This window comes from Sinorhizobium fredii NGR234 (assembly GCF_000018545.1).
In the GTDB taxonomy this organism is placed as follows: domain Bacteria; phylum Pseudomonadota; class Alphaproteobacteria; order Rhizobiales; family Rhizobiaceae; genus Sinorhizobium; species Sinorhizobium fredii_A.
Window position 1 is genome coordinate 2,849,860 of sequence record NC_012587.1, and the last position, 15,698, is coordinate 2,865,557.

At 64.6% G+C, this 15,698-nt stretch carries 16 protein-coding genes; 7 read left to right on the forward strand and 9 right to left on the reverse strand.

All coding sequences use genetic code 11. The features are described from left to right. Nucleotides 1-191: 191 nt before the first annotated feature. Nucleotides 192-3,119 carry an aminotransferase gene (locus NGR_RS24830; protein ID WP_012709243.1) on the reverse strand — a complete coding sequence of 976 codons (2,928 nt, stop codon included), beginning with the start codon at nt 3,117-3,119 and terminating at the stop codon, nt 192-194. Between the two features lie 28 nt (nt 3,120-3,147). Beyond that, nucleotides 3,148-3,891, reverse strand: a complete 744-nt coding sequence (gene hutC, locus NGR_RS24835; protein ID WP_164924474.1) for a histidine utilization repressor — start codon at nt 3,889-3,891, stop codon at nt 3,148-3,150. A 129-nt stretch (nt 3,892-4,020) separates the two neighbouring features. Here hutC and hutF point away from each other — a divergent pair, with 129 nt between their 5' ends. From hutF to NGR_RS24865, 6 genes are all read left to right on the forward strand, one after another. Beyond that, nucleotides 4,021-5,394, forward strand: coding sequence for a formimidoylglutamate deiminase (gene hutF, locus NGR_RS24840; protein WP_012709245.1), 1,374 nt, complete (start codon nt 4,021-4,023; stop codon nt 5,392-5,394). A 34-nt stretch (nt 5,395-5,428) separates the two neighbouring features. After that, nucleotides 5,429-6,463, forward strand: coding sequence for an ABC transporter substrate-binding protein (locus NGR_RS24845; protein ID WP_012709246.1), 1,035 nt, complete (start codon nt 5,429-5,431; stop codon nt 6,461-6,463). 134 nt (nt 6,464-6,597) lie between these two features. Beyond that, nucleotides 6,598-7,455: an ABC transporter permease gene (locus tag NGR_RS24850; RefSeq protein ID WP_012709247.1), complete on the forward strand. Its 858-nt coding sequence runs from the start codon at nt 6,598-6,600 to the stop codon at nt 7,453-7,455. Then, complete coding sequence (locus NGR_RS24855) at nt 7,448-8,275, forward strand: quaternary amine ABC transporter ATP-binding protein (RefSeq protein WP_012709248.1); 828 nt, start codon at nt 7,448-7,450, stop codon at nt 8,273-8,275. The genes NGR_RS24850 and NGR_RS24855 overlap by 8 nt, the downstream gene beginning before the upstream one ends. Further along, entirely contained in the window at nt 8,268-9,755 is a 1,488-nt protein-coding gene (locus NGR_RS24860) for an HAL/PAL/TAL family ammonia-lyase (protein WP_164924475.1), read from the forward strand. Before NGR_RS24855 ends, NGR_RS24860 begins: the two co-directional genes overlap by 8 nt. Next, entirely contained in the window at nt 9,752-10,324 is a 573-nt protein-coding gene (locus NGR_RS24865) for a HutD/Ves family protein (protein ID WP_012709250.1), read from the forward strand. The genes NGR_RS24860 and NGR_RS24865 overlap by 4 nt, the downstream gene beginning before the upstream one ends. Nucleotides 10,325-10,360: 36 nt before the next feature. Here NGR_RS24865 and NGR_RS24870 read toward each other — a convergent pair whose 3' ends face one another. The 3 genes from NGR_RS24870 to NGR_RS24880 form a co-directional block, all read right to left on the reverse strand. Further along, nucleotides 10,361-10,609: a hypothetical protein gene (locus NGR_RS24870; protein WP_012709251.1), complete on the reverse strand. Its 249-nt coding sequence runs from the start codon at nt 10,607-10,609 to the stop codon at nt 10,361-10,363. Between the two features lie 34 nt (nt 10,610-10,643). After that, nucleotides 10,644-10,832: a hypothetical protein gene (locus NGR_RS24875; RefSeq protein ID WP_012709252.1), complete on the reverse strand. Its 189-nt coding sequence runs from the start codon at nt 10,830-10,832 to the stop codon at nt 10,644-10,646. A gap of 78 nt (nt 10,833-10,910) precedes the next feature. Next, entirely contained in the window at nt 10,911-11,306 is a 396-nt protein-coding gene (locus tag NGR_RS24880; protein ID WP_012709253.1) for a low affinity iron permease family protein, read from the reverse strand. A 199-nt stretch (nt 11,307-11,505) separates the two neighbouring features. Between NGR_RS24880 and NGR_RS24885 the strand changes: the two genes are divergently transcribed. Then, on the forward strand, nt 11,506-11,904 hold the full coding sequence (locus tag NGR_RS24885; protein WP_164924476.1) for a hypothetical protein: 399 nt from the start codon (nt 11,506-11,508) through the stop codon (nt 11,902-11,904). 27 nt (nt 11,905-11,931) lie between these two features. Here the strand turns inward: NGR_RS24885 and NGR_RS24890 are convergent, their stop codons facing one another. The 4 genes from NGR_RS24890 to NGR_RS24905 form a co-directional block, all read right to left on the reverse strand. Further along, complete coding sequence (locus tag NGR_RS24890; protein WP_012709254.1) at nt 11,932-12,510, reverse strand: hypothetical protein; 579 nt, start codon at nt 12,508-12,510, stop codon at nt 11,932-11,934. Between the two features lie 237 nt (nt 12,511-12,747). Next, complete coding sequence (locus tag NGR_RS24895; RefSeq protein WP_012709255.1) at nt 12,748-12,984, reverse strand: hypothetical protein; 237 nt, start codon at nt 12,982-12,984, stop codon at nt 12,748-12,750. 483 nt (nt 12,985-13,467) lie between these two features. Continuing rightward, entirely contained in the window at nt 13,468-14,475 is a 1,008-nt protein-coding gene (locus NGR_RS24900) for an aldo/keto reductase (protein ID WP_164924477.1), read from the reverse strand. Between the two features lie 172 nt (nt 14,476-14,647). Then, a complete protein-coding gene (locus NGR_RS24905; RefSeq protein ID WP_012709257.1) occupies nt 14,648-15,637 on the reverse strand; it encodes a PQQ-dependent sugar dehydrogenase in 990 nt (329 codons plus the stop codon). Nucleotides 15,638-15,698 lie beyond the last annotated feature (61 nt).

A 15,698-nucleotide genomic window follows, 5' to 3' on the forward strand; every position in this document is an offset into this window, starting at 1 on the left:
CCCCTCCCCAACCCCTCGCCACAGGTGGGGGGGCTTCGGTGCAATCGCCTACCATTTTTCGAAACCTGCGCTTGACGCCAAGGTTGTGATGAAGGCGGGAACAGTGCGGCTGGCAAGTCCCTCCCCCTTGTGGGTCCCTTGTGGGGAGGGGCCTTCGCTGCGGTCGAGACGGAAGGGCTGCCTTGGCGTTTCTACCACCCCTCCTCCAGCACCCTCGCCAACATATCGGCAAAGAAATCGGCGCTCTCGCGGCTGAGGCAGAGCGGCGGCTTGATCTTCAGCACATTGAGATGATCGCCGGTCGGCTGCATGATGACGCCGAGGTCGAGGAGACGGTCGCAGATTGCCGCCGTCTCCTCGGTCGCCGGTTCCAGCGTCTCGCGGTCGCGGACGAATTCGACACCGAGATAGAGACCCATGCCGTGCACCGCGCCGACGATCGGGAAGCGTTGCGCGAGCGCTTGCAACCGGTCCCTCAGGTGATCACCCACGGTGCGGGCGTTTTCCTGCAAGGCCTCATCATGCAGAATGTCGAGGACGGTGAGACCGACGACCGAGCTCACCGGACTGCCGCCGGATGAAGAGAAGAAGTACCCCTCCTTCTCCAGAGCGTCGGCGATCTCGCGGCGGGTAATCACCGCACCGAGCGGGTGGCCATTGCCCATGCCCTTGGCGACGGTGATGACATCCGGCACGACGCCCTGTTCCTCGAAGCCCCAGAAATGATGCCCCAGCCGGCCGTAACCGACCTGCACCTCGTCGGCGATGCAGATACCGCCGCGCGCCCTGACCATCTGGTAGACGGCTTCGAGATAGCCGGGCGGCAGCGGAATGCCGCCGGCATTGCCGTAGACCGCTTCACAGATGAAGCCGGCAAGGCTTTCGCCCTTTTCGTCCAGTTCTTTGAGCTTTGTGGTCACAGCGCCCACGTAGTCGCCGGTCGAGCCCTGGCCGCGATAGGGTCCACGGTAGGTGTTCGGCGAGACGACCGGATGCACCCAGTCCGGCCGTGTCGTCAAAGCCTGCGGATTATCGGCGATCGAAGTAGAGACTGCGTCGCTTGCCACCGTCCAGCCATGATAGGCCTCGAGCAGCGAGAGCATGGTGCGTGCCCCGGAATGAGCCCAGGCGAGCCGGATGGCGAGGTCGTTCGCCTCCGATCCGCTGTTGACGAGAAAGACCGTGTCGAGGCCTTCCGGTGCAAGAGCGGCAATCCGCTCCGAAAACTCGGCGACCGCCGCGTAATGGAAGCGGGAATTGGTGTTGAGCAGCGACCATTGCCGCCCGACCGCGGCGGAGAGGCGCGGATGGCCATGCCCGACGATGGTGACGTTGTTGACCATGTCCAGATAGGCCCGCCCCTCGACGTCGAAGAGGTGCTCCTTCCAGCCGCGCTCGATCTCGGGCGGATTGCGGTAGTAGTTCTTCTGCGGCCGCGCGAAATGTCGTTGTCGCCGTTCGAGCAGCGCCGCCGCTTGCGGTGGCGGCGCGTCGCAATCGAAACCGAGGACATCGGCTGGCGACGGGCAGAGCCGGCGCCAGGCTTCCGCCTGATGCGGCCGCGCGAAAGGCGGCGGGTCGATTTCCGCGGCGTTTGAGAGCTGCACGCGCATGAAGCCAAGCGCCATGGGGTCGGCGGGGATAGTCCCGATCCGCTCGCCTGCCTCGACGCTTCCACTCTCTACGCCTGCCGGCTCGATTCCCAACAGATGAAGGTGGAGGCCTTGCGCCGAGAGGATCAGTCTGCCGCCACGCTCGTGCAGTTGGCCGGCGAAGGGCGCGTGCACCGACATCTGCCCATGCAGGCAGAGGTCGACATGGAGGGCCAGGGTTTGCGGCCCGTTTGCCTGGAGCAGCCGGGTTTCCGTCAGGCGGAATTCACCGTAGCGGGTCGCAGCAGCGCCGGCCGCACGCGCCGCCGACTGCAGGAGCAGCGCTTCGGTGTCCTCGTAATGCCAGCGGTCGGCGGGCAGATGCGGTCCGAGCAGCGACAGGTCGACAATCGCGACGCTGCCCGGGTCGATGTCCGGCAGCAGGCGGCCGACTATCGGCGGGGCGACCGGGGCCAGCTCCTTGCCGATGGCCTGGTGGATGGCATGATCCATCAGCTCGAAGGGAACGGAGACCGCGACATCGAAGATCTCGCGCTCGTGCGCGGCGTTGCCCTGGACATAGGCATTGTCCGGCTCGATCTCGAGCTGCCGTGCGGAACTCGCGACAAGAATGCCGGCTCTCGCGACGATCAGCGGCCAGAGCGCCTTGATTTCGGCCTCGGTCAGCGGGCAGACGGCGTGGAAAGCCTTGACTGCCGGCAGGATGCGGAAGGGATCGCCATCGGCGTGGTGAAGCAGCGACGCGCAGGTGACGGCAAGCTCCGCGAGCAACCAGCCCTTCAGCACGTCGCCGAAGTCGATGACCCCCTCGGGAACGAGGCGGCCGCTTTTATCGGCCCTGCTCACCACATTGTCGTCGGTGACATCCTGATGGATCGCCTGCAGGCGCAACTCCGGCATCAGCGGCTGGACGCGGCGCATCGCGCCGACCATCGCCTCGGCGATACGCTTGCGGAGATCCACGTCCGTCATCGCCGAAAGCAGCTCGAGCGCCACCGGACCCGCCCGCCGGAGATCCCATTGCAGTTGCCGGTCGAGCCCCGGATGGTCGAAGTCGGCGAGCGCGGCGGCGAGCCGGCCGGCGAGGTCACCGAGGGCCGAGACGGTTTCCGCCGAGAGGTGCTTGCGGCGCGTCAGCGGCGTTCCCTCGAGATAGGTCAGCAGCCGGAACTGATAAGTGACGCCGCGCACGGCGGCGCTGACGATCTCATCGCCGTCGTGCGCCGGAACGACCTGCGGCACCACCGGCGCATCGGCTTTGGCGCCCACGTGGCGCAACGCGGCGTTCTGGGCTTCCAGCTCGACGCGCGCATATTCCGCCCTTGCTATCTTCAGCACGAAGCGGCCATTGGCCGTGTCGATGCGGTAGTTGCGGTCCTGCTGGCTGCCGAGTTCGGCGATATCGCCGGATAGACCGTAATGCTCCAGCAGGATCGTCCTCGCCTCGTCGGCCGACACATCGGGCCTTGCGAGCTCGGTGCGACGCTTCAGCGCGTCCTCTTCCATATTTCGCTCCCGTCCATCTGAAGGCTTCTTACGATGAAACGCCCTCGAGACGATAGCGCGTGCCGGGATAGATGAGTCGCGCGACCGTGACGTTCCTGTTTTCCGACCAGGTCCGGCGTCGGATCATCAGGCAAGGTTCGTCGCGGCCGATCGAAAGCAGCTTGCACTCCCAAGGCTGCGGCAACACCGCCTCGACGACCTGTTCGGTGCGGGTGATCGGTGCCACCAGCGTCAGATAGGCGTTCGGCGTCATGCCGGCGAAATCCTGTGCCAGGTAGTCGGGGCAGATCACCGGGTTGACGAAGCGGTCCTCGATCTGGATCGGCACGCCATTCTCCGCGTGAACGATGATCGAGTGGAAGACCCGTGCCCCGGTCGCGAGCCCCAGTGCGTCGGCAATCTCGGGGCTCGCCGACCTTTCCTCGAGGCGATCGATATGGGAGGTGTGACGGTGGCCACGCTCACGAATTTCGTCGGCAATGTTGCGGACTTCGAGCAGCGCCGTGCTGCCCTTTTGCGCGGCGACGAAGGAACCGACGCCTTGCACCCGGGTAATGGCGCCCTCGCTGGCCAGTTCGCGCAGGGCGCGGTTCGCGGTCATCCGGCTGACCCCGAGATCCGCGACGATGTCGTTTTCGGAGGGGATGCGATGATGCGCCGGCCACTCGCCGCTTTCGATACGGCTACGGATGAACTGCTTCACCGCTTCATAACGCGGGATAGGCCCATCCTCAAAGGCGGATACATCGCTTTTGCGCTCCATTGACGTCATGAATACTCCGTTCGTCGGCCTGAACCGACATGCCTTCGGCGGCTCTTGAACTGTTTTCGACGATTTTGAGGTTGCGCGCCACCAGAAAATATCTATAGTTCCATATACAACCACGTACAGGAGGAAGCGATGCCTGCCTTTTCCGCTCACCGGCTCTTCGCCGAGCAGGCGCTTCTGTCGACGGGCTGGGCGGAGAACGTCGTCATTTCCATCGGCGCTGATGGGCACATCGCCGCGGTTGAAGCCGGCCAGGCGCCGGCCCGGGGCGATGGGCGTGCCGCCGGTCCCGTCGTTCCGGCCATGCCGAACCTGCACTCCCATGCTTTTCAGCGCGCCATGGCCGGCCTCGCCGAAGTGGCGGGCAGCGGCGACGACAGCTTCTGGACCTGGCGCGAAGAGATGTACCGCACCGTTGGGCTGGTCGATCCGGACGATGTCGAGGCGATCGCCACCAAGCTTTACGTGGAGATGCTGAAGGGCGGCTTCGGCCGCGTCGTCGAGTTCCACTACCTGCATCATCAGGCAGACGGCACTCCCTATGCCGACCCCGCGGAGATGTCGCTGCGCATCGTCAACGCGGCGCAAGCCGCGGGCATCGGCCTCACGCATTTGCCGGTCTTCTACGCGCATGCCAATTTCGGCGGCATGGCGCCCAATCCGGGACAACGCCCCTTCCTGCACGATCCGGATCGCTTTCTTGCCCTTCTCGAGCGCCTCGTTCCGGCGAGCGCCGAAGCCGGCGCCGAGCTCGGCTATGCCATTCATTCGCTGCGCGCCGCGACGCCGGACGAGATGCGGACGATCCTCGGCGCCGCCCCGGTTTCCGGACCGATCCACATCCACGTCGCCGAACAGACCCGCGAGGTCGAGGATTGCCTCGCCTGGAGCGGCCGCCGCCCGGTCGAGTGGCTCATCGACGAGATGCCTGTCGATGAGCGCTGGTGCGCCATTCACGCGACGCACATGACGGCGGCGGAAACCGAACGCCTGGCGAAGTCGGGCGCGGTTGCCGGCCTCTGCCCGGCGACAGAGGCCAATCTCGGCGACGGCATTTTCCCCGCCACGGATTTTCTGGCCGCCGGCGGGCGCTTCGGCATCGGCACCGACAGCCATGTGGCGACCAGCGTCGCGGAAGAGCTGCGGCTTCTCGAATATGGCCAGCGGCTGCGCGACCGCAAGCGCAACCGGCTCGCCGGCCCGGGTGCTTCCGTCGGCAGGACGATTTTCGACGCCGCACTCGCCGGCGGTACGCAGGCTGTGGGCCTCGGCGCAGCAGGCATCTCGGCCGGCGCCCGGGCGGACCTCGTCGTGCTCGACGGTGCCAATCCCTATATCGCCGCCGCGAGCGGCAATCAGATTCTCGACCGCTGGCTCTTTGCGCTCGGCGGCGAGACGGTCCGCGACGTCATGGTCGCGGGCCAATGGAAGATCCGCAACGGACGCCATGACCGGGAGGAAGACATCGATCGCGCCTTCGCGCGAGTTCTGACCAAGTTGAAATAGAATCCAGTCGACGATCAAAAAAAGGGGAATGCGCATGTCGATCAGCACCATGAAACTGACCTTCGCCGCCGCCGGCCTGATGCTCGCCGCTTCCGCCGGCAGCGCCAATGCTTCCTATTGCGGCGACGGCAAGACCGTGACCTTCGCCGGCATCGATTGGGAAAGCGGCGCCTTCATCACCGAGGTGATGAAGACGATCCTCGCCAAGGGTTACGATTGCCAGGTCGATTCGATCCCCGGCAATTCCGTGACGCTCGAACAGGCGACAGCCAACAACGACGTGCAGATTTTTGCCGAGGAATGGCTCGGCCGCTCGGACATCTGGAACAAGGCGGTCGAAGAGAAAAATGTGGTTGCCGTCGGCAAGACCTTCGTGGGCGCCAGCGAGGGCTGGTTCGTGCCGGACTATGTCGTCCACGGCGATCCGGCTCGCAACATCGAAGCCAAGGCGCCGGACCTCAAGAGCGTTTCGCAGCTTTCCGACCAGAAGATCGTCGAAGTCTTTGCCGACCCGGAAGAGCCATCCAAGGGACGCTTCCTGAATTGCCCCTCCGGCTGGACCTGCGAGGGCGTCAGCACCGCCAAGCTCGAAGCCTACAAGCTCGGCGAAGCCTATGTGAACTTCCGCCCCGGCACCGGCACGGCGCTCGATTCGGCAATCACCTCCGCCTATCTCCAGGGTGAGCCGATCCTGTTCTACTACTGGTCGCCGACCGCGATCATGGGCAAGTTCAAGCTGGTCCAGCTCGAAGAGCCGGCCTACAACGAAGCCTGCTGGAAGGAACTGAGCAGCGCCAACGGCAAGCGTGACCAGGGCTGCGCCTTCCCCTCCGTGGATGTCGCCTATGGCGTCAACAGCACCTTCGCGTCCGAGGCTCCGGAGATCATCGCGATCCTCGAGAAGGCGACATTTCCGCTCGAAGACGTCAACGGCAGCCTCGCCTATATGGCCGACAACAAGGTCGACGCAACCGCCGCCGCGGCTGAGTTCCTGAAGACCAAGGCCGACATCTGGGGCAAGTGGGTCTCCGAAGAGGCCCGCGGCAAGATCGAGGCGAGCCTCAAGTAGGACGAACTAAACCCCGTCTGCGTTCGCCGCGCCTTACCGAGCCATCACGGACAGGCGCGGCGCCCGCAAACTGACAAGATGCCCGCGAACAGGCGGCGATGATCGCCGGCGGCTCTCCGAGCAAGGAATTTCCGATGTTTCCGGATTCTCTCAATCTTTCGATCCGCGCCCCGGTGAATGAGTTCATCCAGGCGCTCGTCACCAACTACGGCTGGGTGTTCAAGGCGATCAGCGGCGTCATCCTGAAGGCGGTCCTGTTCATCGAATGGATCCTGCGCGGCCTGCCCTGGTGGCTCGTCATCCTCGCCTTCATGGCGCTCGCCTGGCAGAGTTCGAAGCGCTGGACGCTGACGCTTGCCGTCGGTGTTCTGCTTCTCGCCGTCGGCGTGCTGGGTCTATGGGACCTGACGATGCAGACGCTCGCCCTGATGCTGATGGCGACCATCGTCTCTGTGGTGATCGGCGTGCCGATCGGCATCCTGGTCGCCAAGAGCCGGGTCGTGCGCAACGTCACCCTGCCGGTTCTCGACGTCATGCAGACCATGCCGAGCTTCGTCTACCTGATCCCGGCGCTGATGCTCTTCGGTCTCGGCAAGGTGCCGGCGATCCTGGCGACCATCATCTACGCGGTTCCGCCGCTGATCCGCCTGACCGACCTCGGCATCCGCCAGGTCGACGGCGAGGTTGTCGAGGCGGCAACCGCCTTTGGCGGCAGTCCGACGCAGATCCTGTTCGGGGTAGAGCTGCCGCTCGCCACCCCGACGATCATGGCCGGTCTCAACCAGACGATCATGATGGCATTGTCGATGGTCGTCGTCGCCTCGATGATCGGCGCCCGCGGTCTCGGCGAGCAGGTGCTGAACGGCATCCAGACGCTGGATGTCGGCAAGGGCCTGGAGGCCGGCATCGGCATCGTCATTCTCGCAATCGTACTCGACCGCATTACGCAGGGCTTCGGCAAGCCCCGGACGGAGGACGCCCGCAATGGCTGATATCGAAATCCGCAACGTCTACAAAATCTTCGGGCATGACGCGAAGACGGCGCTTGCCATGGCCAAGGATGGCCTGGACAAGGCCGATATCCTTGCCCGAACCGCCTGCAGCGTCGGTCTCAACGACGTCAGCCTGAAGATCGGCGCCGGCAAGATCTTCGTGATCATGGGCCTTTCCGGGTCCGGCAAGTCGACCCTGGTGCGCCACATCAACCGGTTGATCGAGCCGACGAGCGGCGAGGTCGTGTTCGACGGCAGCAACATCCTCGATCTCGACGCCAAGGCACTGCGCGCCTTCCGCATGCGGCGCGTCAGCATGGTCTTCCAGAGCTTCGCCCTGATGCCGCACCGGACCGTGCTGCAGAATGTCGTCTACGGCCAGCGCGTGCGCGGCGTCTCGAAGGCCGACGCCCGCGAGATCGGCATGAAATGGATCGAGACGGTCGGCCTCTCGGGTTATGACGCGAAATTCCCGCATCAGCTCTCCGGGGGCATGAAGCAGCGCGTCGGCCTTGCGCGGGCGCTCGCCGCGGATACCGACGTGATCCTGATGGACGAGGCCTTCAGCGCGCTCGATCCGCTGATCCGCAGCGATATGCAGGATCAGTTGCTGCAACTGCAGCAGAATCTCGCAAAGACCATCGTCTTCATCACCCACGACCTCGACGAGGCGCTGCGGATCGGATCCGAAATTGCGATCCTGAAGGACGGTCAGGTCGTGCAGGTCGGCTCGCCCGGTGATATTCTCGACAATCCGGCAAACGACTATGTCGCGCGCTTCGTCCAGCGCCGGCAGGGAAGACCCGAGAAGCATGGTTGAAACGATCACCATCGATGGGCCGCTGACATGGCGTGATATCGCCGCCGTCGCTGACGGCGCCCGCCTCGCCTTGTCCGCGCGCGCGCGTCAGCGGATCATCGATGCGCGCCGGATCGTTGATGCGCTGGTCGAGCGCGGCATGCGCGGCTACGGCATCAACACGGGCGTCGGCGCGCTTTGCGATGTTGTGATCAGCCGCGACAACCAGCATGCCCTGTCACACAACATCATCCTGAGCCACGCCTGCGGCGTCGGCGACCCGCTCGGGCGCGGCGAAGCGCGTGCGGTGATGGCAGCGCAGATCGCCAATTTCGCCCACGGCTACTCCGGCGTTCGGATCGAGACGGTCGAGGCGCTGCTGGCACTGCTCAACGCCGACGTCGTTCCTCTCATACCCTCGCGTGGCTCGGTCGGCTATCTCACTCACGCTGCTGCCATCGGCCTCGTTCTGATCGGTCATGGCACGACCACACAAGGGACCGATAGGTTGAGCGGCTCCGAAGCGCTCGCCCGCATCGGGCTCGAGCCGCTGCGGCTTCAGGCGAAAGAGGGACTGAGCCTCGTCAACGGCACGCCCTGCGCCACCGGCCAGGCGGCGCTGGCGCTGACCCGGACGGAACGGCTCTTCCGCTGGGCCGATGCGGCCGCGGCGATGACTTATGAAAATCTCGGCAGCCAGGCCGAGGCCTTTGCCGAGGGGCCATTGGCACTGCGGCAGTCGCCGGGCCTCCAGGCCGTCGGCAAGGCCCTGCGCGACTGGCTGGCCGAGAGCCCGATGCTCGCCGAGACGGCCGGCCGCCGCACGCAGGACCCGTTGAGCCTCCGCGCCGTGCCGCAGGTCCACGGCGCAGCGCGTGATGCCTTCGACCACGTCGCCGGTATCGTCGACCGCGAGCTTTCGAGCGTCACCGACAATCCTGCCGTCTCCGGCTCGCCCGAGGCGCCGCGGGTGCATTCGCAAGCCCATGCCGTCGGGGCGGCGCTCGGCCTCGCGCTCGACAGCCTCGCCGTCGCCGTAGCCGAAGTCGCTGCAATTTCGGAGCGGCGCATCGACCGTCTGGTGAACCCTCTGGTGAGCGGTCTTCCGGCGTTTCTTGCCGATGACAGCGGCGTCTCCTCCGGCTTCATGATTGCCCAGTACACGGGCACCGCCCTCGTCGCCGAGAACCGCCGGCTGGCGGCGCCGGCAAGCCTTGATGGCGGCATCACCTCCGCGCTGCAGGAGGACATCCTGACCCATGCCACGCCTGCCGCATGGAAAGTCTTGGCGATCCTCGACAATCTCGAACGGATCGTCGCGATCGAACTGCTGGCGGCAGCACAGGCCTACGACCTGCAGCCGTATTCCCGCGGCAGGGCACCGCGCACCGATGCACTTTACGGCCGCATTCGCGGAGCAATCTCAACCTATGCCGACGACCGGCCGATGAACGAGGACTTCGACCGGATGCGCGACCTCATGCGAGGAGTGGCACCATGAAGATCCTGCGCTCTAACGACTACAGGCACATGCCCTGGAAGAACGGCGGCGGCGAGACTATCGAAATCGCCGTGTCACCGGATCGTGCGCCGCTTTCCGATTTCGACTGGCGCGTCAGCATGGCGACGGTTGCCAATGACGGGCTGTTTTCCAGCTTTCCGGGCATCGACCGGACGCTCTCCATTCTCGAAGGCGCCGGCATGACGCTGTCGATCGAGGGCCGCCCGCCGAAGCTTTTGACCGTGGCCGACGCGCCCCTCTCCTTCCCCGCCGACGTCACCACCTCGGCCAAGCTCGCCAATGGCCCGATCACCGACCTGAATGTCATGACGCGCCGGCAGTCGCTCAGGCACCGGGTGCGAAAGCTCCATGTCGAGCATTCGCAACCGATCACCTCGCACGCCCGCGAACTCATTTTCTTCTGCCACCGCGGCAGCGTCGCACTTTCAACCGAAGGCGTCTCTGCGACCTTGCATGCGCTGGACACGGCAGTGCTCCAGCCTGTCGCCGTCACTCTGTCCGCCGATATCGCCTCTGAAGTTTTTCTTATCGAGATCAGTTCCGCTTAGGCTAGAGCGCCGCGTGAATAATGCGACGCGCTTTGTTCAGATGACCAGGGCGTAGCGGATTGCACCGATGAGCAGGAGGATGGCCCCGAGCGCCATCAGCAGCGTCGCGGGCCAGGTCCGCGTCAGGCCGAGGAACCGCAAGCCCTGATGCCCTGGTTCCAGCGTCTGTGGATCATTATCGACGGGATGCGGCGGCTCGCTCAGCCGTCGCCGGCCAAGCGCTTCCCACGTCATGACGAGAACGCCGCTGATAAACAGGAATGCACCGCCAAGGACTGCCCACACGCGCTTGCTCCGCAAAACGACGCGCGATCACGCCTCAGCGCGTGCGCGTTTGGGGACGCACGACATTCATCTGCAGCTCGTGGCTCGAAGCATATCTGCCGAGAACCTTGATCAGGCGTTGCTCCTCGGTCTTGTGAAGTCCGGTGCGCCGGCAATACTCCGCCACGTCCCAGACATGCTTGGCATGGAATTTTTCGAGCTTACGGATGTCCATGTGTCTCATACTTCACCTCCCACCTCTGTCGAGACAACGTCCGCGGGCATGTTTGGTTCCACGCCTTCGCCAAGGTTCCGGGGACGGTCACGCCTGGCAGTCGCTGCCTGTGACACCATTCTCCGCCTCCCGCGCGTCGGTACCCTCTTGCATGCAGGTGCGGCGAACCTCCTTCAGCTGACGCTCGTCGAGCTTCTCGATTCCGATGTAGCGGTTCTCGGCGTCGCTGACGCGGATGAGCTCGTCGATCTTTGCCTGCACCGCGATACGGTCGCGGTTTTGGGAGTTCTGAAGCACGAAGACCATCCAGAATGTCATGATCGTCGTGCCGGTATTGACGACGAGCTGCCATCGTGCCGAGAAATCGAAAAGCGGCCCGAGAATGGCCCAAACGACGATCGCCGCAAACGCAACGGCAAAGGCGGGCGGCCGTCCAGCGAGATCGGAAATCTTGTTGGTGAAGCGGGTAAAGATCGGCTCCATCTAGCGGTCTCCTTCTGAACTGCGCGAACGCGGCCAGAGGCTTGTTGGTTCCTGGGGCGGTTGCCGGCCGAGCCGGCAGACGGAACAAATCATGTCGCCTGCCGTTCAGCCAATGCCACGCAAGCCGGCTGCCGATGGCTGTCCCGCGGCCAGGACAGCGCCGGTGGAGGCGAACGCAAAACAAGAACGGAAGAGCCCGATGCCTCAGAACGAAAACAAGCTTCAGAAACTGACACTGATGCTCGGCCAGACGGTCGCCGCGATGCGCGTCAACGAGATGCTGACGTGCCGCCTGCTGAACTGGATTGCCGCGCAGACGGACGACCCGCAACGTTTCCTCGCCGAAGCCGTGGATGATGTCCGAAACGAACTGCGAAGCGCGGCCAAGGAGGACGGCAGCCGGGTCACCGCGGAGGCAGCCAAACAGGCTCTGGAATATCTCGACAACCTTGGCACCGAGATGTTGGCCCCACGCGGGCGCAAACGCGAATCTGCCGAAACCAAGGGCCTCTCGCCGCTGGACGGCTATCGCTTCCCGTCGTTCACGTCCGCCCTGGACGGTCGCATCCAGGGCTCCGCTCGACACCGGGATCACTGACCACGCAGGTTTGGGTCTCGACGCCCCTCACTGAACTCCGTGATGCGGCACGGACTTCGGCGCCTCTTCCAGCAAAGTATAGGGCCCTTCAGGACACTTCACGTCCGGATTGACTGGATGGAACAGGCCGAGCGGATTCGGTTTGAAGATCCAGGCATGCAGATCGTAATGATGCAGTTGCGCCGGCAGGAGCGGCTCATGGCCCTCCATCGGCCCGTCGAACGGCTGGCCGAACAGTTCAGGCTTCGATTTGATACCCGTCGCGAGCGGTATCAGCCACTCCACGGCGACGAGTTGCAGCTTGTCGCCAACCGGCTCGTAGACCAGCAGGGTCGGCTTCATCGGATCGGGCTCCGGGCCGATCAGCGCGGGGTTGAGGAAATGTACCCCCATCGTGCCGGTCGCAAAGGTGACGCAGCCCAGCGTCGAGAAATAGCCGTCGCGCACGGCAACCACCGGATCCTGGTATTTTTCAAGCGACGCCTTGAGCTTCTCGAGCTCCGGCGGAAGCTTGTCGGACGCGTTCACCAAGTGTGCGGACATGATAGCAATGGCTGCCGCCAGACAATTAACCCACAGGCAGCGCAGCACCGAAGACATAGGCATGGCTCGGTCCTCCCTGGCTCCCCTCGCCTCCCGCGAGGAGCAGGGCGCCATGATACTGCGGGCTGTCTTCCCGCGCTATTCCTGCGATTGGGTTAGTGCGGGAGGCGGGACCGGCGCGCCGACCGCCGCTGATATCGACTTCGCCCCCGCGTCGAACAGGCCAGGAAAAAGGGAGGGGCGCGCCTGGCACCCCTCCCCGAACCCACCCAACCGGGGGGTCCCCAGTTGGGTGACACCTCAAAGCCGGACATCCCAGAGGGGGAATCTCGCTTCCAGGAGCCGGTCTTCATTCTCCGGAAGACCGATGTCGCGGCGCATACGATTTGACATATGCGAGACCTGATTGGTCATCTGACGATGCCTCCATATCGCCGTCAGCAGCGCGCGCGCAGTCTTCCAGACGCCGAATTTCCGGCACAGGTCATCGACCGTCGCGCCGAGGGTATCAACAACTAATAATTGTGCTTCACGCATGATTTTCCGTCCCGGCGCAACGACGCGGCCAGGTCCTTTCGAATGTCAGAAAGACGCACGGATGCGGACGCGAGGATACGAGAAAGTCGCTCCGTCAGCCGGTCACGTCAGGTCAAATGGGAGTATGCCAAACGGCGGAAATCCGGGGTTTAATAGCCCTGGACACAAAATCGGCTTGGCGTGGATGCACGATGCATCGAGGCCACAGCAGCCGTTCCGCGAGTGAGGCGCACAGTCACGAGAATTGAATCCATTTCACGCCTCCTCTGGCTTGAATTGCAAGTGACGCCAACATACACGAGTTCGGCCGATTGGCAAACACACAATTTCGGATTGCAACAATCGCCAAGGGAATCGTTGCAGGACAGCAACAGTTTGCCCTGCCTCGGCGGCATGCGGCGCCATGCGGGCCGATCTGGCCGCGATCGGCCGGCTCGAAAGGTCCGGGTCTGAACGCCGCAGCGGCGGTGCCGGCCGGAGCGGCTACCGATCGCCGTTTTTGGCGAGAAGAGCGTCGATTTCCGCTACCGCGGCTACCGGCAAAGGCCCCATTTCCAGCACGGCCAGATTTTCCCGCACCTGTGCCTCCGTCTTGAAGCCGGGTATCGGAAAGGTGTTGGGTGACCGGGCGAGAATCCAGCCAAGCGCCCCTTGCGCCAAGGTCCTGCCGCCGGTCGTCAGCAGTTCCCGCACAGCAGCGAGGCGCCGCAGATCATCGGCCCGCGGAACCCCGTCCTCGAAGAAGCGCACCCAGCCGTGGCCCGCCGCGCGCACGTCGCTTGGCGGCAAGCGCGTATCCGTCCCGAACTTGCCGGTCAGGAATCCCATCGCCAAGGGCGAGCGATTGAGGCTGGCGAGGTCGTAGCTCTCGCACAGCGCAAGTATGTCCGGCCCGTCCGTGAAGACGTTCAGTTCCTGCTGGACCGCGACGAAATGCGGGTACTTCAGCATGCGCTGCGCCGCGGCGGCGTCGTCCGTGCTCCAGCCCCAGAAACGGATGGCGCCTTCTTCCACCAGTTTCTCGAGCGTCTCGCCGGCCGCATCCGCCTCGTCGACGGAAAGCACCCCGACATGAATTTGATAAAGGTCGATATAGTCGGTGCCGAGCCGCTGCAGCGATGCAGCGCAGGCCTGCCTGATATAGGCCGGGCTGACATCGGTGCCGATCAGGGCGCGGGCGGCGCGATCATAGGTGTATCCGAACTTGGTGGCGATGATCGCATCGCCTCGCCGTCCGCGGAGCGCCCGGCCGATCACCTCCTCACTGTGCCCCGTTCCATAGGCATCCGCCGTGTCGATCAGCGACGCACCCATGTCGAGGCCGAGGCGGATCGCCCGGATCGACTGGTCGTCGTCGACCTCTCCCCAGCCATCCGGCTTGCCGTTGAGGGTGAAAAAGCCTCCGATTGCCCAGCCGCCCAAGCCGATGGCCGCGGCTGACAGGCCGGAGCGTCCCAAGGGTCTGCGTCCTTTAATCGAGATGTCGAGCATGGCCTTCCCTTCCATCCTGCTTCGATGCTCCCCCACCATGTCATCTGAGGTTGGCGATCGGAAGCTTGGATTCCGCACGGTGTTTTTCAAGAATGAAAAACGCGATTTGCAAGAGACGAGAACCGCGAAGCGAAGGGAATCGCCACTGATGCGCCAAACCCCTCGGGCGGCCTCATTGCCTGAAGATGTAAATCGCGCCGCCGGCGTCGTCGGACACGAGGACGGAACCGTCCGGTGCTTCTTTGACGTCCACCGGCCGGCCGACGTCCCTGAGGAAGGATGTCGCCGAGACCGGCCGCCCGCCCCGGAAGCGCAGCCGGACCACCTGATAGCCGACCGGTACCGACCTGTCCCAACTGCCGTGCTGGGCGACCAGCGCGTCGCCGCCGAGGCTGCGGAAGAAATGGATCCCCAAGGCCGCGACATGGGCCTGAAAATTGAAGACCGGCGCAATCTGGCGCGCCGGCGGCGGCGCGTCCTCAAACCCCTTGAGCCGGACCTGGCCACCGAAATAGGGAAAGCCGTAAAAGCCGCCCGGACGAAGCGCGTTCAGTTCGTCGGGCGGGATATCGTCGCCCATCCCGTCGGCGCCGTTGTCGGTAAAGAACATGGTGCCGCCGCGCCAGTCGAAGCCGACCGAATTGCGTACGCCCCAGGCGACGCGCCGAAGGCCCGAGCCGTCTTGGTTCATGCTGACGATCGTGCCCTGCAGCCCGCGCGGCAGGCAGATGTTGCACGGCGAACCGAGCGACACATAGAGCCGGGCATCGGGGCCGACGCCGATATAGCGAAAACTGTGGGCTCCCGAATTCGGCAGGTCCCGGCGAATATCGCGCCGGCCACTCAGAGCACCGCCCCGCCCGATAGCAAAGGCGGTGACGCTATCCCTCGAAGCGACGAACAAGCGGCCGCGCGAGCATGCGACGCCGTTCGGGGCGGAGAAGCCGGAGGCGACGCGCCGGGCGCTGCCGCCGGACAACGGCACGGCATAGACCGAGGACCCCTTGGTCCCGACGAACAACACGTCGCCGCAGACCGCCATCTGGCGCGCCGCCGGTACGCGGGCAAGCAGTTCGGCCCGTGCCGGGCCGGCGACGCCGGATGCGATGGTCGCGACGGCGGCGAGTACGAGAAATCCGGCTCTGGCGGCAAAGACGTCCATCGGCGCCCCTCCGGACAAACGGAATTTGCTGAAGGGAACTGGAGCGGTTTGTCGTCGTTTC